Source organism: Chitinispirillales bacterium ANBcel5, from assembly GCA_029688955.1.
Taxonomy (GTDB): Bacteria; Fibrobacterota; Chitinivibrionia; order Chitinivibrionales; family Chitinispirillaceae; genus Cellulosispirillum; species Cellulosispirillum alkaliphilum.
In genome coordinates this window covers 1-24,169 of the sequence record JARUKZ010000022.1, presented here as the reverse complement: position 1 = coordinate 24,169, position 24,169 = coordinate 1, and the positions used below count along the sequence as shown (strand labels likewise).

The 24,169-nt window shown below is 41.8% G+C and carries 24 protein-coding genes; 12 read left to right on the top strand and 12 right to left on the bottom strand.

The features are described 5' to 3' along the window. Positions 1-8: 8 nt before the first annotated feature. From fliN to QA601_12210, 11 genes are all read right to left on the bottom strand, one after another. Positions 9-1,055: a flagellar motor switch protein FliN gene (fliN, locus tag QA601_12260; protein MDG5815856.1), complete on the bottom strand. Its 1,047-nt coding sequence runs from the start codon at positions 1,053-1,055 to the stop codon at positions 9-11. Further along, complete coding sequence (gene fliM / locus QA601_12255; GenBank protein ID MDG5815855.1) at positions 1,048-2,091, bottom strand: flagellar motor switch protein FliM; 1,044 nt, start codon at positions 2,089-2,091, stop codon at positions 1,048-1,050. The genes fliN and fliM overlap by 8 nt, the downstream gene beginning before the upstream one ends. A 14-nt stretch (positions 2,092-2,105) precedes the next feature. Next, positions 2,106-2,651, bottom strand: coding sequence for a flagellar basal body-associated FliL family protein (locus tag QA601_12250; protein ID MDG5815854.1), 546 nt, complete (start codon positions 2,649-2,651; stop codon positions 2,106-2,108). Between the two features lie 31 nt (positions 2,652-2,682). Continuing rightward, entirely contained in the window at positions 2,683-3,411 is a 729-nt protein-coding gene (locus QA601_12245) for a flagellar motor protein MotB (GenBank protein ID MDG5815853.1), read from the bottom strand. Continuing rightward, positions 3,412-4,185 (bottom strand): motility protein A, encoded by a 774-nt coding sequence (locus tag QA601_12240; GenBank protein MDG5815852.1) that lies wholly within the window; start codon positions 4,183-4,185, stop codon positions 3,412-3,414. It abuts the gene before it with no gap. Between the two features lie 61 nt (positions 4,186-4,246). Beyond that, on the bottom strand, positions 4,247-4,462 hold the full coding sequence (locus QA601_12235; GenBank protein MDG5815851.1) for a flagellar FlbD family protein: 216 nt from the start codon (positions 4,460-4,462) through the stop codon (positions 4,247-4,249). Positions 4,463-4,652: 190 nt separating this feature from the next. After that, the gene (locus tag QA601_12230) at positions 4,653-6,761 is read right to left on the bottom strand and encodes a flagellar hook-basal body complex protein (protein MDG5815850.1); all 2,109 of its coding nucleotides are present in this window, start codon (positions 6,759-6,761) and stop codon (positions 4,653-4,655) included. 109 nt (positions 6,762-6,870) lie between these two features. After that, positions 6,871-7,284, bottom strand: coding sequence for a TIGR02530 family flagellar biosynthesis protein (locus QA601_12225; GenBank protein MDG5815849.1), 414 nt, complete (start codon positions 7,282-7,284; stop codon positions 6,871-6,873). Beyond that, positions 7,281-8,510 carry a FlgD immunoglobulin-like domain containing protein gene (locus QA601_12220; GenBank protein ID MDG5815848.1) on the bottom strand — a complete coding sequence of 410 codons (1,230 nt, stop codon included), beginning with the start codon at positions 8,508-8,510 and terminating at the stop codon, positions 7,281-7,283. Before QA601_12220 ends, QA601_12225 begins: the two co-directional genes overlap by 4 nt. Before the next feature lie 14 nt (positions 8,511-8,524). Further along, positions 8,525-10,114 (bottom strand): flagellar hook-length control protein FliK, encoded by a 1,590-nt coding sequence (locus QA601_12215; protein ID MDG5815847.1) that lies wholly within the window; start codon positions 10,112-10,114, stop codon positions 8,525-8,527. A gap of 36 nt (positions 10,115-10,150) precedes the next feature. Next, positions 10,151-10,726: a hypothetical protein gene (locus tag QA601_12210; protein MDG5815846.1), complete on the bottom strand. Its 576-nt coding sequence runs from the start codon at positions 10,724-10,726 to the stop codon at positions 10,151-10,153. Positions 10,727-11,015: 289 nt separating this feature from the next. Here QA601_12210 and QA601_12205 point away from each other — a divergent pair, with 289 nt between their 5' ends. The 12 genes from QA601_12205 to QA601_12150 all read left to right on the top strand — a co-directional run bounded on the left by QA601_12205 (position 11,016) and on the right by QA601_12150 (position 23,315). Then, positions 11,016-11,699, top strand: coding sequence for a hypothetical protein (locus QA601_12205; protein ID MDG5815845.1), 684 nt, complete (start codon positions 11,016-11,018; stop codon positions 11,697-11,699). A 189-nt stretch (positions 11,700-11,888) separates the two neighbouring features. Next, on the top strand, positions 11,889-14,156 hold the full coding sequence (locus QA601_12200) for a carbohydrate binding domain-containing protein (GenBank protein ID MDG5815844.1): 2,268 nt from the start codon (positions 11,889-11,891) through the stop codon (positions 14,154-14,156). A 223-nt stretch (positions 14,157-14,379) separates the two neighbouring features. Then, a complete protein-coding gene (locus QA601_12195; GenBank protein MDG5815843.1) occupies positions 14,380-15,012 on the top strand; it encodes a Maf family protein in 633 nt (210 codons plus the stop codon). Next, positions 14,987-15,904, top strand: coding sequence for a helix-turn-helix domain-containing protein (locus QA601_12190; protein MDG5815842.1), 918 nt, complete (start codon positions 14,987-14,989; stop codon positions 15,902-15,904). The genes QA601_12195 and QA601_12190 overlap by 26 nt, the downstream gene beginning before the upstream one ends. Before the next feature lie 5 nt (positions 15,905-15,909). Then, positions 15,910-16,671, top strand: coding sequence for a TatD family hydrolase (locus tag QA601_12185; protein MDG5815841.1), 762 nt, complete (start codon positions 15,910-15,912; stop codon positions 16,669-16,671). Positions 16,672-16,864: 193 nt separating this feature from the next. Beyond that, entirely contained in the window at positions 16,865-17,938 is a 1,074-nt protein-coding gene (gene hisC, locus QA601_12180; GenBank protein MDG5815840.1) for a histidinol-phosphate transaminase, read from the top strand. Positions 17,939-17,970: 32 nt separating this feature from the next. Next, complete coding sequence (gene hisB / locus QA601_12175; protein MDG5815839.1) at positions 17,971-18,561, top strand: imidazoleglycerol-phosphate dehydratase HisB; 591 nt, start codon at positions 17,971-17,973, stop codon at positions 18,559-18,561. Positions 18,562-18,753: 192 nt separating this feature from the next. Beyond that, positions 18,754-19,551: an SPOR domain-containing protein gene (locus tag QA601_12170; protein ID MDG5815838.1), complete on the top strand. Its 798-nt coding sequence runs from the start codon at positions 18,754-18,756 to the stop codon at positions 19,549-19,551. 66 nt (positions 19,552-19,617) lie between these two features. Continuing rightward, positions 19,618-20,898: a 30S ribosomal protein S12 methylthiotransferase RimO gene (gene rimO / locus QA601_12165; GenBank protein ID MDG5815837.1), complete on the top strand. Its 1,281-nt coding sequence runs from the start codon at positions 19,618-19,620 to the stop codon at positions 20,896-20,898. A gap of 196 nt (positions 20,899-21,094) precedes the next feature. Beyond that, the gene (locus QA601_12160) at positions 21,095-21,397 is read left to right on the top strand and encodes a zinc ribbon domain-containing protein (protein ID MDG5815836.1); all 303 of its coding nucleotides are present in this window, start codon (positions 21,095-21,097) and stop codon (positions 21,395-21,397) included. A gap of 40 nt (positions 21,398-21,437) precedes the next feature. Next, positions 21,438-22,424 carry a GTPase ObgE gene (gene obgE / locus QA601_12155; GenBank protein MDG5815835.1) on the top strand — a complete coding sequence of 329 codons (987 nt, stop codon included), beginning with the start codon at positions 21,438-21,440 and terminating at the stop codon, positions 22,422-22,424. 213 nt (positions 22,425-22,637) lie between these two features. Further along, positions 22,638-23,315: a hypothetical protein gene (locus QA601_12150; GenBank protein MDG5815834.1), complete on the top strand. Its 678-nt coding sequence runs from the start codon at positions 22,638-22,640 to the stop codon at positions 23,313-23,315. A 562-nt stretch (positions 23,316-23,877) separates the two neighbouring features. Here the strand turns inward: QA601_12150 and QA601_12145 are convergent. After that, on the bottom strand, positions 23,878-24,169 hold a 292-nt coding region (locus tag QA601_12145; GenBank protein MDG5815833.1), incomplete at its 5' end, for a hypothetical protein.

The window sequence follows — 24,169 nt, the reverse complement described above, 5'->3', positions numbered from 1 at the left end:
GATTATTTCTATCTTAAACTTTTTATCCGATCTTCAGCAGAAACAAGCGAAACTATTCGTATACCAAAATTTTCATCAACCACAACAACCTCACCCCTGGCAACTACTTTATCATTAACCAGAAGATCCACCGGTTCTCCGGCCATTCTCTCAAGTTCCACCACTGCTCCGGGAGCAAGATCAAGTATTCTTTTTATTGACATACTTGATCTCCCAAGTTCAATACTTACATCAAGCTCAACATCAAGCAGCAGTTCAATATTTTCCCTGCCTTCCACTGCCGCACCTGAAACCGCACTTTCCCTGAACTGATCCACAGCACCATTGGTATCATTAAAATTGGATGCCACATTGGAAAGTTCATCAAGCTCAGCCATATTGAGCCCGACATTGTCATTTTCTTCACTACTGTCCACTGAAGGCAATTTAGTTGAGAGTTGAGTGGCAATTTCTTCAGGAATTAGAAGTGCCACATAAGAATCAAGCATCTCCTCAATTTTCACCTTCGCAACCGCCATATCGAGAGAATCAGGGGGAAAGGGCGGATCTTCTAGATCAAACTCCGTAACTTCAACCGAACCACAGGAGACGCTTTGAGAAATCTGTTCACCTAAAGCAGTAGAAAAGGCTCCCATTACCTGATTAAAGAGCTCACCTATAGCGTCTTTGTGATCCTCATTATAATCTGCACTCCCATCGCCCATCATCATCAGATCAGAGAGCATCGCAACATCTTTTTTATGCATAATGAGGTACATATCTCCGGTAATCCCAGAGCGAAAGGAAAGTGAAAGCGAGACGACAACAGCCTTCATCTTTTCCTGAATGGTGGAAAAGTCTGCCTTTTGACACATCTCGGCAGTAATTTCAAAGGTTTTATTTAAAACCGTTGAAACAACACTCCCTGCTTGTTCACAAAAAAGATCAAACATTGTAGCCAAAGCAGCATAATGTTCAACAGAAGAATCCTGAGAACTTGATTCTTCGCTTTCATCCTCATTTATTGCACCGGACAGTAAACTGTCGATTTGGTCTTGAGATAGGTAATCACTCATCGCAGCCCGGTACCTCCTCTTCAAGAATTTTAGTTATTTTCACTGCCTTTTTTCTTCCAATAACACCCGAACGTCCAGCCATTTTTGTTTTACCTTCAACCTGTACAATCAGATCACTATCCTGGTGTTTATTTAAACACAAGACATCTCCATGTTGAAGTTGTAACAAGTCCCTTATTTTTAAACTTGTTTTTCCAATAAGAGTTGAGAGAGTTAGATCAATGTCCCTCATCTCCTCTTCAAGCATAGTTCTTGTTTCATCTGTGGGACTGCTTTGTGAAGCCATCCAGTTGTCACCAGAGAGGTTATTTATAACACTCTCAAGTAAAAGATATGGAAAACAAATACTCATCAAACCAGAAGCATTCTGCATACGAACTTCTAGTGAGATTAAAATAACCGTCTCCCCCGGCGGTGCTATTTGAATAAACTGCGGGTTTGTCTCGTAGGCTTCAATTTTAGGATTAAATGATCCAATATGCTCCCAAATATCCCTTAGGTCGCTTAAACTACGCTCAACAATACGATGGATCACATTACGTTCTATAAGAGTGAGTTCTCTGTTTTGCTCTGAAGGCCTGCCCTGACCGCCAAACAATCTATCAATTATGAAAAAGACCAGTGAGGGATTTATCTCCACAATAGCGGTCCCCTCAAGAGGCTCCATTTTAAATACGTATATACAACTTGGATTAGAAATAGACATGACAAATTCTGAATAGGTAAGCTGATCAACGCTAACCAACTCTATTTCAACAAACGTTCTAAGAAAATTTGTTAGTGAAGTGGAAAACTGTCTGGCAAACCCTTCATGCAAATTCTGAAGCGTACGCATCTGATCTTTTGAAACCCTGTCGGGTCTTCTGAAATCGTACAAAAAAAGAGATTTTTCAGAGCCAGTAGAACTCTCGTAGCTGCCGCTATTGTCCTCTACACTATTCTCCTCGCTGTCTACTGACCCCAATTCAGGATCATCACCGTTTGATACGGCATTAAGCAGGGCATCTACTTCTTCTTGGGAAAGAATATCACTCACAAGTTTCTCCCTAACTACTGAATAATATATTGAGTAAATAAAACATCGCGAACTTCTCCTACACCCTCAGGCAGAGTATTATTAACAAGTCTTAACAGATCTTTTCTGATTTTTTCTCTTGCTTGTGGTTCAGTAACTTCAAATAAAGTAAGCTTTGAGAGATGGTTTAATAATAAATCCCTGTAGCGTGGAGCTCGACGATTTAATTCTTCGGATAATCTTGGGTACTTACGGTCGTCATATTCAAATATAATAGCTGCCTTTAAAAATCTCTCACCCTGGGTACCGGAAATATTAACAATTACCTCTATTTCGGCTTCTGCTATGGCCCCCATAAGCGTTGCTCTTTTTTCTTCCATTCGCAAAGAATCAGCATGGGCTTTTGCAGCCAGAGCTTCAGGATTTTCGGGCCTGGTAAATTGAAAAAGCAAAAAGGCCATAAATGCATTAAGTACAATTATTCCAATAAGAATTCCAAGAAAAAGTACTTTATTTCCCTTTTTCTGGCCTGCACCCTTATCTTCTGTAGCTTCATTATTTGTGTCCGCTCTCTCATTCATATTTTATACTCCGGGTTGAGAATACGGTGTTTTACCATTGAAACCCATCATTTCTTTGTATATAATCAACATATATTTCAATTCTTCTGTTTATACTTCTGTTTTCCTGTGATGTATTTGGCACCAAAGGCCTAAATTCCCCATATCCTACTGCACTAAGTCGAGCAGGATCGATTCCTCCCCGTTCAGCCATAAACTTAACAACATTAAGCGCCCGTGCCGCAGATAGTTCCCAATTAGAGGGGAAACGAACTGTACGTATAGGAAGATCATCAGTGTGCCCTTCTACCCTTATTAAGGTTCCATCTACCACACCTATTGTTTTTGCTATTTCATAAAGGGTGGATATAAGTTCCGGTTTAATTTCTGCACAGCCCAGATCAAACCCTATCGGGTCAGCAATTTTTATGGCTATACCACTTTCTGTAACTTCCACTTTTATTGCATCTTCAAGACCTTCTCTTCTGATCGTGCGTCGTATTCTCCTTGTTGCATCGATGGCCATGCGCTTATTCTGCTCATCACCTCCCATTCGTGGTATCAGTATTTCTTCTGATATGAGTATAGAAGGATGGGATTCAAGTACACCACTAAAAGCATTCTGAAAGGAGGAAGCAGCAACGTGAAACTTAGCCGGATCAATAGTTGACATTGCCAAAAGCATAACAAAGAAACACAGTAAAAGAGTACACATGTCACCCCAGGTGGACATATATGCAGGTGCGCCCTTTGCCTGTTCTTCTTTTTTCTTTCTGGCCACTTATTTACCCTTTTCTTTCATAACAGCCGCACGTAACCCCGGCTCAAGAAATGCCGTAAGCTTTTGTTCAACAATTCTGGGATTATCACCGGACTGAAGAGACATTATGCCCTCAAGCATAAGCTCTTTTATTAAAATTTCCCGCCTTGAATACCCCTTTAATTTTTCGACAATAGGCAAACAAACAGCATTGGCCAACAGTGATCCGTAAAAGGTGGTAATCAAAGCAACCGCCATATTAGGGCCAATAGATTCCACATCTGTCATGTTACCTAGCATTAAAACAAGCCCTATAAGTGTCCCGATCATACCAAATGAGGGTCCCATGGCAGCCAAAAAGTCAAAAATTTTTGCTCCCTCTTCATGCCTCAATTCAGTAAAAGCGATATCTGTACTTAATATGTCCTTTATTAGCTCAGGCTCTGTTCCATCAACAGCAAGCTGAATCCCGGTCTTCAAAAACTCATCTTTAACTTCTAATGCCCTTGCCTCAAGTGCCAGGATTCCCTCCCTGCGAGCCTGCTCGGCAAACGAAACAAGCTGCTTAATAATATCAACAGGTGTACTTTTTTTCACAAAGAACGCATTCTTTACCACACCGATGGAATTAATTAGCTTATTTGCAGGAAATGCAGCCACAGTAGCACTAACTGCACCGCCGATTGCAATAAACAAAGATGGCGGGTCAATGAATGCTGCAAGATTGGGAAGGCTAATCCCGAAAATTACAAGCAAAAAAGCACAAGTAAATCCAATTATTGTTGCCAGATCCATCCTCAGTGGCTCCTTATTCCAATAACGATGTAACCATTACCGTTTATTTGCCCCATGCTCATCACTCTTTTTCTTCCCGATTAATAACCTGCAGTGCACTGTTGCAGAGCTGTTTATATTTTATCACCTTTCTAACCACCTCTTCGATACTGTTTTTAACCAGAATTTTTCTACCGTTGGTTAGAGTAACCATTGTATCCGGAGTTAATTCAATACTCTCGATTAAATCAGCGTTCAGTACAAATTCCTGACCATTGAGGCGAATAAGTGCAACCATTAGCTTTTCTCTTTCCTGATTTCTTAGGCCATAGCCTGATTTTCAGATTATGAAAATGATTATATCATTATCGTATATGATGTTGCAACAAAGATTTATGAAGAATGTTTTTATGCCTGTATTTGCCAGACCCCCTTTAAAAAGCGACATAAAAGGGGGATTGCTCCCCCATTTTGTATTCTACAAGAGTTTAGCGAACAAGTTGCACAAGCTCCTGAAGTAGCGAATCACTTGTGGTTATTACCCTGGCATTCGCCTGATAACCACGCTGAGTAGTTATCATGTTGGTAAACTCAGTGGCTAACTCAACATTAGACATCTCAAGTGCACCCGGTTTAATTTTGGTGGAAGAACCAACCCCCGGTTTTTGCATAACTGCTTCCCCTGAGTTATTGGAGGTTGCAAGCATACTGTCACTTACCCTCATTAACCCTGCCGGGTTATTAAACTCAGCTACATATATCTGTGCAATCGACTTATTCACACCATTGGTATAAATACCAGTAATCTCTCCACTTTCATCAATTGAAACCTCCTGGAGCCTGCCCATGGGGTAACCATCCTGATCTCTTGCCATAGTGGTGGACGGAGCCCTAAATTGCGTTATTCCTTCAAATGAGCCAGGAGAGCCCACATTAAGGTTGATGGAAACGACGTTTGACCCGTTATTTGGATCAAAACGAAAGGCTGTTGCTGAATCATCGTAGGTAAAAGAAGATGGTGAGCCATCCTGACCAAAAGTCATCCGGCCTCGGCTTCCGGCAAGTATCTCCTGCCCTCCTTCCATCTCTACTTCCCACAACCACTCTCCGGGGTTCCCCGAATGGGTGAAGCTCATGGTAAGAGTGTGAGCATCCCCTGATCGATCATATACTTCTATAGATGTACTGTGCACACCGGTATCGCGGGCTCTTTGAATTTCTGTAAAGCCCATATTAGCATTAAACCTTGTGGGTGATGGTGGTTCGTTATTGGAATCCGTTGCAGAAATTGAAATACTGGTTATCTCAAATGCACTCTCCGGTTGACCGCGAATAACAATGGCCCCATCAGGTATACGATCATTATCAGAATCTGCTTCATTTATAGAAACGGATGGATTATTGTCGGTCGTTCCATCGGTAGGTGGTAATCTGAATGATTCTTGAATAAGATTCATCAGGTCACCTAAAGTAGTAATTGTTTCAGGATCTGCTGGATCAAGAGAATAGATACCGGTGTTAGTTGAAATAGCACTACCTGCTACAGAACCGTTAATGTCAATAGAGTCTCCATTCTCAAGCCCCAGAGGTTGCCCAGCGGCATCAAATACCTCTTCAAGCAAATGATCCCGGGTAGCGGGAGTTCTGATACCTGAACTTGAAACCACCTGCCCTGATTCGATAGTAGGCGGAAAGGAAAAGGTGTTTGATACTTGTGAATTCGATCCGGGTCTTGAGTTGGTTATCTGCAAACCATTGATGGCCGCACCACCTTCTACATCAATTGTAAGAGCCCCATCCACAATATCGACGTTTATAAAATCACTTACCTGCTCTCTAAGATAAGCAAGTACCTCGTCTCTTAAATCAGAAAGGGTTGACACTTCATTAACATGAAAACGTTGAGGGGTTTCACCCGCCACTGCGATGGTAAGTACATCGCCATCTCTTATTCCAAGGCTGTTGCCATCTTCATCAAACAATGATGTTAAAGTATGATTCTCTTCGGCTCTGGCGATAAAGCGATTGGTATGAGTAACCGTACCCAACCCTTGAGAATCGGATTCCAGATTGGAAGCAAAATTAACGGTCGTTGTTTCTTTTGCAGGAGCTTTATCGCCGTAGGGAATTCTTATATCCCCTATTTTCCCTCCAGGAGGATATACTCCATTTGAATCTGCCATCATTCCCTGAAGCGTAAAACCATTGGTTGGTGATACCAGGCGCCCAGTTCCATCAAACTGTAATGCACCGTTTCGACTATAAAACATACCCTCACCACTGGAATAAGCAAAATACGCTCTTCCTTCCAAAGCAAGATCTGTAATCTGTCCTGTACTTTGCAAATTACCCTGTGTTAACATACTATCGATTGACCCAATCGACATTCCAAGCCCAATCTGAAGTGGGTTTGTTCCCCCAGCGTTCCCCGCGGGTCGAGTTGCCCCCTGAAGAAGCTGAGACATAGATTCTTTAAAAGTAATACGGCCGGCCTTAAACCCAACAGTATTTACGTTTGCTATATTGTTACCGGTCACATCCAAAGCAACCTGATTGTTACGCAAGCCACTTATACTTGAATATAACGATCTAACCATAACAGCCTCCTAAGCCATTTGTGCCCGGTGCATTGCACATCTCAAAGTCACATCTGTCGTTCTGTAACTTCCCACATCCAATCCATAATGGAGCGGTCCAGTGGTATTGTTAACCTGCAATCACCGTGCTGTCTATATTTGTAAAAACATTATCCCTAATACTTTCCCCATCCATAGCTGTTATGACAGTTTTATTGGGAATATTAACAATAAACGCAAGATCGCTGAGAAGAATCAACGAATCTTTGGCACCCTTTTGCTCTGCTCCCAAAATAGCTTTTTCAAGCTTGCTCATTACCTCCGGGCCTATGTCTATTTTTCTACTCTTAAGCCGTGATGATGCATGAGCTGAAAATTTTACTTCCTCAATTTTTGACTTTAAAACATCACCAAAAACAGTCTTGCTTTGAGATTCAGTTCTCTGTAAACCTCCCTGATAACTTCTGCCCTTTTGAACAACCCCGGCACGATGTGCCTGAATCCTTCCTGCAAGATCATTATCACTGATGTTTACCGGGTTCATACCGACTCCTCCCAGCCAGCGCTGGAGATATCGATAATTTCACTTAGTGCTACAGCTCTTCTTCCAACTTTTAACTTAAGTTCACCTCCTGTTAAATTCGAAATTCCATCAACTGTACCTTCACTGTAAGCATACGTCCCGTCACCGTTTTCCATTCCGGCAAAACGAAGCATATACGTTCCAGCTTCAGCATATTCTCCACCAGTAGTTTCTCCATTCCAGGCCAAAACAGCCTTCCCAAGCCCATCAGTATGGATTGGAAGAGTTCTTACCACCTCATTTTCACTGTTTAGTATTTCTACGGTTAAGCTTTGATTTGGAGATGACTGAACATTTACCATACTTACATCACCGGAACCACTTCTAAGAATACTATCCTGACGCATAGTAACCTGTTTACCAAGCAAAGAAACAGCATTGGAAGGATTCAGTCCATGTACGCCACCACTGTCTCCAATTGAAACATCCATAACCTCACTAATAGGAATTTCACCTCCTCCAATCTTAACAATTGCACCTGTTGGTGTAAACCGAATTCCTTCTACTACGTCTTCAACAAAGGCATACAAAGATGGATCTTCTTCCTGCCCTACAACAGAAACACTGTAGTTCCCACTCATTGCAATAGTGCCCTGATCAGTTGTTCCATCCCACTGAAGTGCCACACTGTTTTGAGAATCCTTGTCAGTCGCATTGAGAGTTCTAACCACCTCCCCTTCATCGTTCCGAATCTCTACCGTAGCTTCAGTCGCATTCCCCAGATGCACATTAAGCGGAACTGTATTACCTGCCTGTGCACTCCATCTTATTTCATGTTGCGCCATGCGCACATTTCTGCCAATCAAAGAAACTGATGAAGAGTTTGAAACAGATTGGGACATGAAATGCTGAGCATCTAAAGAGTTTTTAAACGATTCATCAAGCTGACCTACCGCTTTTTCGATATTATCATTACTCTCAAGTGCACGAAACTGTGCCAATTGAGCAACAAACTCTGTATTTTCCATTGGACTCAGCGGATCCTGGTATTTTAGCTGTGTAACAAGCAAATGTAAAAAGTCATCCTTTCCAAGCTCGTTATCTGCTTCACTGAACAAGTCAGTATTACGATCTCCGGTAACCTTTGATGTCGAAGGGTCGACCATACCACCTTCAAGCGATGCTCTGGCAGTATAGGGATCCTTTTGAGGCCTGAAAAGGCTGTTAACATCTGTTGTCAAAGCCATTTTACACCTCCTTTCTAAGCAAAATATTCAAAAGAGTTATTTCCATACCTTCGCCCGGTATCTTCACCTAAATCATTTAACTTTTTTGTATCCCCAATCACCTCACTTTCTTTGCTTTGAGTACTGTGACCAGCTATGGTGTTTTCACTCCATAGAGTATCCCGACCACCTTTTGTTTCACCACTACCTTGCCCCCCAACATCTACATTTAGCGAGCCGGTATGGATATTTTGTTCTTCCAGTGCGTCTTTAAGCCCCTGAAGTTGACTCTCAACAATCTGCCTGACCTGCGTATTTTCTACCTGAATGCGGGCAAATACAATATCACCCTCCATTCGGATACTTAACTGAACTTCGCCAAGTGCTTCGGGACGCAGCTGAATCCGTAACTCATGAACACCAGAGCGAACTGCCTGCTGCATCTTATCAGCCAGTTGGTTCATGAGTGATTCTTCATTAATTCTCGATAAAGCAGAGCTTATCTTTGAAGTGCTCTCCCGGTTAAAAACACCCCCATCATCGCCCTTTAAGCCAAAAACGGACTGGTCTGTTTTGTCCTCCTCTATTGTTATCTCCTTTAATTCCTGAGCTACAGTAATCACCTCTTTTTTGATTTTTACCGACTCAACACTCTCAACGGCTTCTTTATTATTTGCAGCCGAACCTGTTTCACCATCGATCTTTAAAACCGCACGCATTAATGCAGTTTCATTCGAATTTTTAAGCTGTGAAGCTGAATGTTGATCCTCAGGATTCAGATCTTTCACCCCCTCTCCAATAAGTGCTTTTATCCTATCTACAGCAGCTGCAAACTTATCACTGTCAAACCCCTGATCCATAGCAGCAAATAAACGTTGAGCATCATCTTGAGCTATTTTTAGATCTGCGGGATTCGTTGCCTGGACTATCCCGCCGCTGAGATCACCTCCGTTTTTTTGGGCCAGAAGCTCTCTAATTTCAGCACCTATTTCAAGCTGACTTGATCCAAGTTCGATTCGAAACAACTCCTCCCGAAGATTCTTAGCCAAATCGGAAATCTGAGAATACTCAACGGGTAAAAAGTCCAGCTCAATTGCTTCACCACCAGATGCTGCTTCACCACCAGATGCTGCTGCATCCAAAACCTCCACTACCTGCCTTAACATCCAAATAATCTCGGCAACTTGCTCAACACTTTCCAGTGTAGGATCCTTGAAATTTAGTTCCTCCAGATTGCCCCCGATGTTTAAATCAAGCAGCTCAGAAATCTTTCCCAACGCATCTTTAACTATTTCACCGGCCTGTTGAAACCCGACCGCTTCAGAGATATCTAAAACAGCCTCCATTTTCGGGTCTTCCATTTTCACCGGGTCCAGTTTTTTAAGTATCTCAACTCCTTTCATTATATGTACATTTGCCATAGCTCCATCACTTTCGCTCACCGAACTTTTTGCCACGCTGTTCTCCTGTGCCATTTTTTCGTATAAATCCGCGAATTTTCCGGCACCCGTTTTACTCATAACTCCCGCTTGCTTTTTGTCGCTTACAGCTTTGTTTGAATCAGCTTCAGATATGCCAGTTTTATTACTTCCAGCCAAATGAAACAGCGTTGCCTCTCTTACCATATAATCACCCCCTTTCACCTCTGTTTAAAACCAAATTCACTCCACAGGAGTTCCCAGCATTCTGCTTATTCGTGAAGCTTTTTGGTTACTAAGATTAGATAGTATTCTACTCTTTTGCCTGTCATCGTTAATAGAAGTTATTATACTCATGGCTAATTCGTCATTGAGGTTTTCAATTATAAGAGCAGCTTCAACTGGCCTCATTGATCCGTAAAGTCTGGCCAGCTCACGTTGTCGTTCCTCACTTAGCGCAGTACTTTCATCAACCAACTCCTCAAGCCTGAGACGCTCCTTCTTTAACTCCTCTCTTTTAGACTCTATTTCCGCAACGATTATATCTAATCTCTCCTGCTGAGCCTCCAGCCGCTCTCGTTCCTGTTCTAGTTTCTTTCGTTCCTGCTCAAGTGCACGGAAGGTTCTGGAATTAAGAGCTGCAAGAGAATCTCTGCGGGCACTTTGAGCTACTTTCTGTAACTGATTTTCAAATTCACCCGGTGCTCCAAATTCAATGCGGGCTGTACCCGTAAAAAACAGTATAGAGAGATAGAGGATAGGAAAGGATAGCAGTGCCACCACAGAGATGGCGATTATATCTTTAAAGCGTAAATTCATACTACATTAATCCTTTGCTCATGTTCACGGTGGCTGAATATGCAATGACTATGCCACAGAAAGACGTAAAAGAACATTCAGACACATATGATGTTATATCAACCATTTAAACCAGCTTACAAATTCTTGTCTGTAATTATTTGTACCTCCAGCCTCATGCCTCGAGGGAAGCTTCATCCATGTGAGATGGAATTTTTTTCCCCACCTGCCATGGGAAAATTTTATTTAACCTATAGCTGTTTTTTTCAATTAACCCGTCTAAAAAGAAGAACCCTAAAAAAGGAGTATTATGATTCACAAATTTTTTCCAATCGTTATAGCAGTTCTAATTTTTTTGGGCTGCGCTGAGCTTTTCCCCCCCCAGGAACCAACCAGAACAAGAATGCAGGGCTTATGGGAAGTGGTTGAAGTGTATGATGAGGATGGTGAGACAGAGAACAAGGATGGTAGACGATATATCGACCAGATCAGTTTCCCCGTAACTGCGTTTCATTTCTCAAGTGATAACAGTGTAACCTCAACTGCCGGACCTATGATCATGTATCTGGTTTATGGCTCCAGTAACTACACAAGAATAGCCTCTCAGGTCGATCAGGTATTCAACTATGCGAATTTGAATGTAAATGGCGGTGAATGGTTTATTGGATCAGGCAACGTGGATCGATTTACTCTGGAAATGAGACTGGAAGGACTACCAGGGCAGACAAGTATTACATCGCTATTATCAATGTTGAATGTAACTCATATTCACACCGTTATTTACCATAAATTCATGGATATAAAAGTCACCTTTGATACCTGGGATGATTCGATCATGTATTGGGAGTTTGATGACCAAACTTTTGCCGAATACAATACTAAAGACGAATATGGAAGAGATGTATTATGGAGAGGTTGGCCTGCAGAAAATTTTTCACGAGGTCGTTTTGAACTCCGCAAAAGAAGCGGCGATATTACTGACCTGATAAAATGACCTGCTACTCTTTTCTAAGAAAAGCTTTATTTTAGATTCAGCAGTACCAATGCTCCATAAACTGCTGAATCTGTTCCCCATTGCCCACTTTCATATTTTATTATATTGAACCCTCACAGCTTAAGCGGTCACTAATGATTGGCAGTACACCATTCACCAGCCCGAATTATAGGATTGATAGGTGTTTAAATGAAATTTTTGGCATGCGTCATTTATGTTTTGCTACTATGCACCCACTCTTTTTCTCAGCAAAATCTCATTATAAACGGAGATTTCTCAAACGATTCATACTATGAAGAGTGGACTTTTCATGCTATGGATGCTCAGGCCATAGGTGAAATAGTTGATGGTCAGTATATTATAACGATCGAAGCCGATGGTTCACTGGAGTATTCACCGCAACTATACCAATCTGGTTTAACTCTTGAGCGAAGTGAAGCATATTTGCTAACCTTTACTGTTTCCGCTCAAAACGAAGGGGTACTAAGAGCATTTCCAAGTCTAAACCATGAACCCTTTACACCTTACATCGATTCAATCGAAAGTGTCTTTGAAATAGGACCTGAGCCCACCAGTCACTCTGTGACTTTTATCATGAAAGAGCCAACAGATCCTGATGCCAGAATACAGTTTAACTGTGGGGTATCATCCGAGCTGCAAAATATCACAATAGAAAATGTGAGTCTGGTAAAACTAGATGAACCCGTTATAGAGATCACCTCTCCGGGAATGGATACCCGCTGGAATACAGGAAGTGAAAGAAAGATAACGTGGGAAAACTCCGGCTCCCTTTCCCACGTTTCCATACTTTTTTCAAAAGATAACGGGCAAAGTTGGCACCCTATCACAAACAGTGTTCAAAACAGCAAGGAGTTCACCTGGGATATACCGCAGGAAGCAGAGTCCAATCAGTGTAAAATAGTGGTACGCGACCTCTCGGGACTATATGCAGATACCAGTACACTGTTTCAGATAGTTCATGGGGGGGCAATAAGTGAGGGGGAACTGGTTAGAAACGGTACCTTTTTTGATTCTACGGACTGGTATTTTGAAACCAACCCCCCGGCAAGTGCTACAGGGTTGTTTGAAGATGAGTTTATAGTCAAAATAGACAATGTAGGTCATAATCCCTGGGAAATTAAACTATACCAAAAGGGGTTTAAACTTAACCCCGGTAGTTCGTATAAATTTTCCTTTGATGCGTATGCTTCGGAGCCTAGAACAATATTCGCCAATATTGGACTTACCGACCCACCCTGGACCAGCTTTAGTGGTGGAGATACGATACCAAAGCATTTAACCACCGAAAAAACAACGTTTAGCGATATCTTCTTCATCAGCTCAAGTCCTGAAGCTGATTCAAGAATTGAGTTTAATTTAGGTAACGAACTGGGAGATGTTTACATCGATAATGTTAGCCTCATAGAAATCAGAGGTGAAGGGATCTTCCTTGAACAACCCAACGCCGCTACAGTATGGCAAAATAACTCCAATCAAATAATTAAATGGGAAACAGCCGAAAACCACGACATTGTCTCTGTTGAATATTCAATCAATGGTGGACAAAACTGGAACTTAATCTCAGGTGATGTGGTGTTTGCCAAGGGTGAGCTACGCTGGTTTATCCCGGATATAAATACAGAAGATGCGCAAATCAGAATAATTTCTCAGCAAACTGATGAAGTCATAGCATCCAGTGCTCCGTTTGAAATAAACAGTATCGGAATACCTATGCGTTATGGGGAACTAATAATAAACGGTAATTTTTCCCAGTTTGAAACAGGTTGGAATTCGTTATCAACGTCCAATCATGCTCAGGCACATGGTTTTGTTGAAAACGACATCTATAATATAAGGATAGATTACCAGAATGGAGGCGCATCTGATATCATCTTTTCCCAAAGTAACCTTCCATTGATGGCACAAAATGAGTACACTTTATCTTTTGATGCTTATACTGCTGGAAACAGGCAAATGCTTGTACGGCTCATCTGTGCAAATGACCAGGACACAGTGCTCTTTGAAAGTACACAAAGCCTTCCTCAGGAATGGCAGACTTTTAATTTTATTTTCACTCCCCGCATGGATGCAAACAGCAGACTCGAGTTTCATGTTGGTGGCTCCCATGCAAGTGTATATCTAAATAATATAAGCCTGACCACTCAAGCACCGCTCCCTACATCAGCCAATTTTTCAATAAAACCACCCCAAAGCCGTAAATTATTGGTATCCAACACAACTCCCGGAATAGTCAGGTTAGCATTTTCAGAAAAAACCCAGGGAACGATTACAATATTCAATCTCAGAGGGAAAAATATAAGGACACTGCATTTAGACAGAGACTATATTCTTTGGGATCGCACAGACAGAGCAGGTAACCCGGTAGCGCGGGGATCCTATATCATACAGTTCCGTGATAATCTGGGCCAAATCACTCACCCCTTAGTTCTTTATTGAGATTTTTAACTGTTTTTGCACAAATAACCTTTATAGGCAATACGAAGTACTTGGGAAAATGAGAAAAAAGGTTCCAATAAAGTGCTCATTTTTTTCAAATACTTATTCATTTAAGTATATTTTTATAAAGTAAGATTTTACATATTGAATCAGCCGCAAAAGTAGTTAAGGATTCAGGTAAAAACAAGTATGTTATACTATAGCCTGTGAGTATACTATATTTATGATTGAAACAGAGAGAATCGGCTATCCGTTGATATTAGCTTCAAAGTCACCCCGCAGAAAGGAAATACTCTCAAGCCTTGGATTGAGTTTCCAGGTAGCGGATTCGGGGATAGCTGATGAGCAGTCATATATTGATCCTGAAAACCTGGAGCATTCTCTTTGCCAGCTGGCATCAGCAAAAGCAAACTCTGTAGCTCATATGAACCCCAGAGCGCTGGTTCTTGGTGCCGATACCATTGTTGTAATAAACAACCGGATACTTGGTAAACCGAGCGATGAAATCGAGGGGTTTAAAATGCTTCAGGCACTAAGTGCAAATCATCACGAAGTGATAACGGCAGTATCTGTTGTTTGCAGAGGTGAGCACTTTGAGCTCACAAAAGCCACCAAAACAGTGGTTTATTTCAGGGATTTATCAGACCAGGAGATAAAAGCTTACCTTAAAACGGGTGAGTATAAAGATAAAGCCGGTGCTTATGCCATCCAGGGTAAAGCAATGGCCTTTGTAGATAGAATTGAGGGTTGTTATTACAATGTTGTTGGCCTGCCGGTAACAGCTACCCTTCATCTGATTAAACAGTTTATTGTGCGAAAGGAATCGGTCGATGTCCGACAAAAAAGAATTCGATAAAAATCAATCTGCCCAATCAACAGATCGTGTCGGAGACATTCTTAGAAAGGAACGTGTAACCCGACGCATTACTGTTGAAACAATCGCCAAAGACCTTAAACTTAATGTTAAATACATTAAAGCTCTTGAAGCAAACGATTATGGTGCCTTACCCGCAGCTCCCTATGTCCGGGTTTATCTGAGATCTATTGCAAAATACCTCTCTCTTGATTCAGAAGCCATTCTCTCTGCCTTTTATGAAGAAAAAGGTATGGATGATGATATGTATCCAAACCAGGGCGAAAAACTGCGCATTAGCGTACAGGAAGGTGATACAAAGCAAAATCCTACTTTCATCGTGGCTATAGTACTGATTCTTATGGTCGGGATATTTGCTTTTGTGGCAAACCAGCAGGGATGGATCAATTCCGATGACCAAGCTGATACCCAAGAGGTTGTGGACCAACAAGATCAGGATACAGATGCTACCGATGAACCATTAGAGGTCTCACCGGTACCGGTTTCTGATATTTATCAGGAAAGTTTAGAAAGTAGTGAAGAGGAAGCGGAAGGCACAGAAACTGGCGACACTGAAGAAGAAGAACAGCAGGATGTCTCTGCACCCGGACCTATGGAACTTCAACTCAGTGCAGTACGAGACTCTGTATGGGTTCATGTGTTTAGTGACGGAGAATCCTGGAGAAACTTTATCTACCATAACAGACCTCGAAATTTTACGGCTGCAGACAGCTTCAATGTACGCGTAGGGAATAACTCTCTTTTAAATGTCTCTTTGAATGGAGAACCTGTGCGTGTTAACAGCTCTGGTGTTACTGCTTTCAGAATAGATCGGGAGGGACACGATGTATGGCCAACCAGAACGTGGAACAACGTTTTTAGAGGACGTTTGTAATCTAAATGTGGATCGATATCCATTCACATCTCTTTGACCTCACAAGGGATCAACTGGTGCAGACTATACGCCAGGCAGGATCTGCCGGTATAGATGCAATCATTAACAATGCTGTATCTGTTCAAACAGCTCATACAGTAGTCCAACAGAGTACAATTCACCCTTCCCTTTTCGCTGCTGCAGGAATATCACCCTTTGATGTTGAAGATCAGCCGCATGACTGGTACCAGGTACTTGAGCATTACTGTAAGACAAAAAAGATTATAGCTGTTGGAGAAATTGGTCTTGACTCAAGCAACCCACGCTATCCGTCTCTGCAAAAGCAGGAGCCCTTCTTTAAAAAACAGCTAACCCTCGCTACAGAATACGGACTTCCCACCCTGGTACACTCACGAGGTATGGAATACCAGGTGTGCAGAATATGCCGGGAGCAACAAGCAAAAAAAGTTGTATTTCACTGTTTCACCGGGGATGAAAAATCGCTCAATTACTTGCTTGAATGTGGTTTTTACGTATCTATTTCTGGTATCGTGACCTATAAAAATTCTCATTTACCGGATATTGTGCCCAAAATTCCACTGGACCGTCTCTTTATTGAAACCGATTCTCCCTACCTTGCCCCAATCCCCAAAAGAGGCACAACCAATCAACCAGCTTATGTTCAATACACTGCTAAACATATAAGCAAACTGCTTGAAGTTTCAGAAGAAAAACTGCAAACTCAGTTACGGTATAATTTCAAAGAAGTGTTTGGGGCAGACCTTTAAACAATTATTTTTTCTTTATTCACTCTGCTTGTTGTATTTTAACTGAAAAAGTGGACTACGCTAATGTTGATATGGACAATTTTTCTGATAATCGCCTTAATCTGTGTAATATTTCTTATTTTTTATTTATGTGTTGAATTAAATGAGGTAGATAGAAACATTTCCCAACTTTACAAAGACATAGAAAAACATTATGAAAATTGAAGATGCAGTCAAGCTTGTTAATTCCAGTGTCCGAAGCCTTAAAAAGTACCATCTTACGCCAGAGGAATCACAAATCAAGCTCAATCAGAATGAAAATCCCTGCGACTGGACCGCTGAAATAAAGGAACTTGCAGCAAAACACTGTATTGAAAGACCCTGGAACAGATACCCTGATTTTATTCCACTGCATTTAAAAGATGATCTGGCCCGGTATACTAATGTAGAATCAGAAAATATTATCGTTGGAAATGGTTCAAATGAGATGCTTATGATTCTTATGCTCTCATTTTTATCCAAATCATCAACAGCAATAATGTGCACCCCTACTTTTACCGTTTACAACCTTCTTGTAAATGGACTTGGTGCGGCACATAAAACTGTAAACCTTAAAGAAGATCTTCAATACGATGTACCGGCCATTTGTGATGAGGTTAAAAACAATCCCGGCTCAATACTCATCCTTTGTTCCCCCAACAATCCAACCGGAAGCGTACTATCAAAACAACAGCTTACCGAAATTCTCGAGGTCCATAGCGGCATCTGTATTCTTGATCAGGCTTACATAGAATTTGGTGGATTCAATGGTATTGAGTTGATAAAAAGCTATCCCAATCTGATAGTTACCCGAACCTTTTCAAAAGCTTTGGGGGCAGCAGGGCTGAGATTAGGTTATATGATAGCAGATAAAGAGTTAATTGAGCAGATTAATAAGATTAAACTACCCTATAACATCAATTTTTTCTCTGAGTATTGTGCCTCACTTATTCTTCAAAACCGTTCGAAGTTAAACACCTATATTGATACTACTATAAAAGAACGTGAGGAATTAATTACTTTTTTAAATACATTACCATTTGATAATGTCTATCCCAGTGAAGCAAACTTTGTTCTGGTAAGAAGCTCCCAAAAGCAGCAGTTGTTTGATTATCTTAAAGAAAATGGTATTCTTGTCAGAGATGTATCTTCAAGCCCTATGCTTGAAGGGTGTCTTAGATTAAGCCTGGGCAAAACAGAAGAGAACGATAGGTTAAAAGGACATATTAAAAGCTTTTTTGAAAAATAAAAAGTTCCATTTTCAAAACGAGGTTTCTTGTAATGAGCCGTTCAGCAAAGGTTAGCCGCAAAACCCTGGAAACCGACATTACCGTCGACATAACAATAGAGGGTAAAGGTGATTTTCTGGTAAAGAGTGGAAATGGTTTTATGGATCATATGCTCTCTTTGTTCACAAAACATGGGCTGTTTGATGTAAAAATCGCGTGTGTAGGTGACACTCACGTTGATTTTCATCACAGTGCAGAAGATATCGGTATTAGTCTTGGGATGGCTTTCAGGGAAGCGCTGGGCGATTGCAAAGGTATTCAACGTTTTGGAACCTGCTACATGCCAATGGATGAGTCATTATCCAGAGTGTGCCTGGATATTTCAGGACGCCCCAATCTTGTTTATGAAGTTACACTTACAGACAGAATGATAGGAACTTTTGAAAGTGATCTTGTGCAGGATTTTTTTAAAGCTTTTACCGATCATGCGCAAATTACAATGCATGTTGATCTTATCAGAGGCAGAAACAGCCACCATTGTATAGAAGGAATTTTCAAAGCCTTTGGCAGAGCACTTTCACAGGCATGCGCTATCAACCCAAAGGCACGTGAAGTTATTCCTTCGACTAAAGGTGTTCTTTAACTACAAAAACAATAATGGTTTTAACAGATTCGTAGTACTTTAACTTCTAACATTGTGAAAACAGATAGCTTATAAACACCAAAAATGGTAAAAGTGTGGTTTTTATTCATATTATATAGTAATTTTAGTACATTACTGTATCTCTTTAAATAGTAAAATGCTATTTTTTTGGTATATCTTAAAGGAGGAACTATGTACATAGGCAAGTTCCTGGTAATCGCAGCAGTATCTGCAGCTGTTATTTGGGGATGTGGAAAACAGGAAACACCTGAGGAATCTGAATTCGCCAGTACTCGCGGTGAATCTAAAACATTCAGAACAGATGCTTCTGATGTCTTTGATGAGTTCTACAGGGATGACACGAGCCCAGAGCAACCCTCTGAGCCTGAACCCAGGGAGCCAACCAGAAGTGCCTCACCTCAGAAACCCGAATTCGTGGAAAACGGCAGATATGTAGTGCAGCTCACTACCGTTCAGAGCAATACAAATGCAGAGAACCTCTCTGCTGAGTTAAATAGTAAAGGGTATCCAGCCTATGTTGTAGAGGTAAACAACCCGGCACCCAATCTTCATGGAACCTACTACAGGGTAAGAATAGGTGGCTTCAGAGGCATATCTCAGGCTCAATCTTTTGGTAATAATTTTTTGAAACCTGATGGATATGATTTCTGGGTGGATAACAGAGCTAACGACAACGTTGGGATACAGGGGGCTGGTTTTGGAACATCAGGCGGTTCATCCTGGGGCACACAACAGACCACCGCTTCCGATCCTGAGCCACAACCAACTACTACTACTACCGAACCCGAACCGCAACAATACTCAAGCTGGGAAAGCGAACCGGCAGAAGAAGAAACAGCACAGGTAACGCCAGTTTCTCAACCTGTTGCAGAAGAGCAACCTTCAGATATCGAAGAGAGCTCAGATGAACCAGGCGATGCTGAAGATAGCTGGGACATCGATGACTGGGATACCGATTCGGAGTGGTAAGATACGTACACACCAATAACTTCAGGTTTTGTCCAACCGGGCAAAACCTTTTTTTTTAAATAATCTATGGCAAAAATATCATTACAAAATCTTGGATGCAGTAAAAACCTCATCGATGGTGAGCGTATACTCAATCTTCTGGTGTCCGGTGGGCACCAACTTACAGAAGACTGCAAAGTTGCAGATATCATTATTGTTAATACGTGTGCTTTCATTAAAGAAGCGCAGGAAGAAGCGATAGAAACAATCCTTGAAATGGGATCATTTCGAACCGGTGGTAAGTGTTCAAAGCTCGTCGTGAGTGGTTGCTTCTCTCAGCGTTTCAGAGAACAGGTAGCCCGGGAGTTTCCGGAAGTCGATCTGTGGGCCGGTGTCGAAGATTGGGAAAAAGTGCTCTCCCCGCTCCTGGAAAAACCATCCGAAGCCTCTTTTAAAAGACAACTCTACGAGCCGGTTGCCACTCAGCATTTAAAAATAGCTGAGGGGTGCTCTCATCGATGCTCGTTCTGTGTTATACCTTCAATCAGAGGTAATTATAAAAGCAGAGAACCCCAATCAATCATACAGGAAGCAAAATGGTTGTATGAGATGGGTACCAGAGAGCTTATCATCGTCGCCCAGGATACTTCCTTTTACGGAAAAGATAAAGGGAGTACCCTCGTTGATTTACTGCAAAAGCTGCTTAAGGAAACCGATTTTCCCTGGATAAGGATGATGTACCTTCATCCTCAATATGTTACCGATGAGCTGCTTGAGCTGGTTGCAGGGGAAAGCAGAATTTGTTCCTATTTTGATATTCCACTTCAGCATATTTCCGATCCGATCCTTAAATCAATGAATCGCAAACCCTTATCTAAAGACCTGTACCGTCTCGTTAAACGGATCAGAAACACAGTACCCCAGGCAGGCATTCGCTCCTCTTTTATACTTGGCTACCCGGGGGAAAGCGATAAGGAGTATAATGAGTTAGTGGATTTTATTGAGTTCGCACAGTTTGATAAGCTGGGAGTATTTCCGTTCTCTCCCGAAGAGGGTACGGAAGCCAACCGTCTAAAACCTCGTCCTGACACCTCTATTGCACAAAAAAGGTGTGAGGAGTTGATGACCATACAAAGAGATATCAGCAGAGAGTTGTTGGAAGCTCGTATAGGAACTGAGATGGAAATTATCATCGATCGCATAAGTGATGATCCCGATTTTAATTATGAAGCACGAACCCGTCTGGATGCCCCAGAAGTGGATGGAACAGTGTTTATAAGCTCCGGAAGCTTTGAACCAGGTTCTATAGTTACGGCAAAAATCATTGGTGCTGCTGATTACGATCTGTATGCAGAGGTGATAAAGTAGCCCTTTACACCACTTTAAAGTGCAGCACGGTATCCCTGTTCTGTTCGCTCTTCCAGAGTTGATACATTGTGCCAGCAAACTGTTACGAAATACTTCATTGATAATTCCTGCTACCGGAATATATTTTTGAGCCCATCACAGGGTTAACCCAATACAGGCAACAAAAAGACCTGATTTGGTATGAAAGGAGAAACTCATGCCTACCTATGAGTATGAATGTGAAAAGTGCGGTTATGTTTTTGAGGAATTTCAAAGCATAAGCTCAGAGCCGCTTAAGTCGTGTAAAAAGGAAGGATGCAACGGAGCAGTTCAAAAACTTTTCTCTCCGGGTGCAGGTTTTCTTTTTAAGGGAAGCGGGTTTTATATTACCGATTATCGTTCAGATTCCTACAAAAAGGGTGCAAAAGCCGATAACAGTTCCTCCGGTTCAACTTCATCAAAAAGCAGCACTTCATCTTCTTCATCATCCGGAACAACAAAAAACAGTTCAGGTTCCTAGGATATTGCGGGCCCCGATCTGATAGCTAAGGAGTGGTGAAATGTTTATAGATGAAACAGTCATTAAAGTTAAAGCTGGTGATGGAGGTAATGGATGCCACGCCTACGAAAAACAGAAATATAAGCCCAAAGGACGCCCTGACGGTGGCGATGGTGGCAGAGGGGGGCATGTTTTTGTTATGTGCTCTTCAAATGTCCACACACTCCAGGATGCAGCGTATAGTCGCCATTACACCGCCAAACGGGGAGCTCATGGCAAGGGCTCAAATCAGACAGGGAAAAGCGCTGAAGACATTATCATATCGGTTCCTCGTGGTACAATAATTTACGACCATATCTCCGGTGAGCAGATCGGTGATTGTATTACTGAGGGTAATACAATAATGTTAGCCAAAGGTGGAAGAGGTGGAAGAGGCAATGCTTCACTGGCATCATTGAGAAATCCCAATCCCGAGAGAAGCGAAGCCGGTAAACCGGGTGAAGAAAAGGAGATTCGCCTTGAACTGAAAGTTCTGGCTGATGTAGGGCTTGTGGGAAGACCCAATGCCGGTAAATCCACTCTACTATCCAAAATTTCCAGAGCAAAACCAAAGATAGCTGATTACCCCTTCACTACAAAAGAGCCCAATCTTGGCATTGTAAAAATACCATCAATACATCAGTCCTTTGTAGTAGCAGACATACCGGGACTTATAGAAAAATGTCACGAAGGACGGGGGCTTGGAATCAAATTTCTACGCCATATAGAGAGAACCCGGGTGCTTGCGATACTCGTTGAATCCATCTCTCCCGATCCACTGCATGATGCCTCTGTTCTGATTGATGAGCTTGCCCATTATAGTGAGCACCTCGCATCTAAACCCAAATGCTTCATAATGACCAAACGTGACATCCTCTCTGAGAACGATTTGAAGAAGATACCCAAAGACTGGTTTGTCATCTCTGCAATAACCGGTGAAGGATTGGACAGGGTCATTCAACACCTCTATGGGCTGCTCAAAGACAACCCTGATACCACCGCAGTGTAAGTTCAACCTGGTCGGTTGTTTTAATTAGATACTACAACCGCCAAAGCTTTCACTGAGATTGAGAAGCCCTCCTGCTCTTGATTCTTTAGACTACAGAAGACTATAATTTAAGTCTGAATATATAGTATTTTAATGTACTGCAAAACTACAGTAGTTTAATTTAACACTAATTACTTAAGCGGTTATGAGTTTACTATTTTCAAAGGACCAACGATGATTAAATCTCTCATAATTCTTGCCGTCTTCAGCAGCAGCCTATTGGCCCAAACCACAATAGAGCCATCCCAGCCGACACACTATCTCTACACCCCCACAGCCCATGTAAATCCACCCTATCACCTGGTTCTCAGTTTTCGCGAAATCTCCTATGCCCTTCCCGGCGATATCCAGGTACAAGCATCCATTTTGGATAATATAGGGAGACTGTCCTTTGGTGCTAAGTATGGCTTTTCAGAAAATCTTTCCCTGGGAGTGGGTATAGCCTCTACGTTGATTCGCGTCCCAAATGGTGTTCATGGAATCCCCGAAGGGGCAAGACCACGTTTTGGAATGTTCCTCACCTATGGATTCGTTCAGGATTACAATTTCCAAATGGCTGTAACACCTCACACCCAAATCGGTGATAGCAGAATTTCGATGGGTGCAGACCTGGGTTTTATTGTGACCCCGGTCGATGTATGGTCGTTTATGGGTGAAACTGGTTTATCTTTAGATTTTTATGACAGTAACCTGTATCTGTATTTGGCTGGCGGGCTAAGGATTCACCCCCCGACTATTCCTTTTATGAATTTTGATATTGGAATCGATATTACAGAATTTCCTGTTAATGCAGGTGGTGGTCCAGAAATAGCCATATTTTTCGATGTAATCTTTTCTATGATTACTATGTAGAACCTGCTCATAGTTAAAGCTAACAGTCCGGGATAGTGCTCATTAGCAGCATTATCCCCTTTTTTTTTGCCTAAATCCACTCGGAAGCAAGACATTTTTACAGTAGCTAAATACTAATAGTGAATGTAACTGTAGTAAAATGTGCATTGCATCGTTACGTTTAATGAGTTACGGTTGTAGTATTGGCAGGTTACCGTACCGGTGCAGGTTCAAGACATAAGTAACCACATCAATTATAATTTAGTTAGTCTCTTGAAAGGAGACTGATGATGCCGTGAAAGGAGGTACAGGTCTTGCATCAAAAAAGAACAGAATTTGTGCTGAAGTCGTTAAGCAGGGATGTCGTATCACTGAATTATGTCGAGAATACGGGAGTAGTACAAAAAGCGGCTACAAATAGCGGGAACGCCTCATTCAAGAGGGATTAGGTGGCTTACACGATAGATCAAGACGACCGCATAACAACCACTATTAGCTTTGAGCAGGAAAAGGAAAAAACAAATCTCCCATTTCCTTTAATTAGTAATTATGTTACCACCATTTTCACATTTGACCACAAAAGCTATCTCGGTGGATGTACCACTAATCGTTTTATATCACTGGTGGTAGTCTTTCTAAACCCCTCTGAATGCGCTTTTACCTGATACAGGTACACATTTGGTGTAAGAACATTTCCCGCCTGATCTCTTCCGTCCCACAAATATCCGTTTTCTGGGTCGCGTATAACTCTGATTAATCTTCCACCAAGAGTGTAGATTCTAATCTCCAACTGAACATCTCTGCTATAAACAACATCGCTATGGTGAAAATAGAAACGGGTTCCCTCCCCCATTCTCATTGGATTAGGAACATTA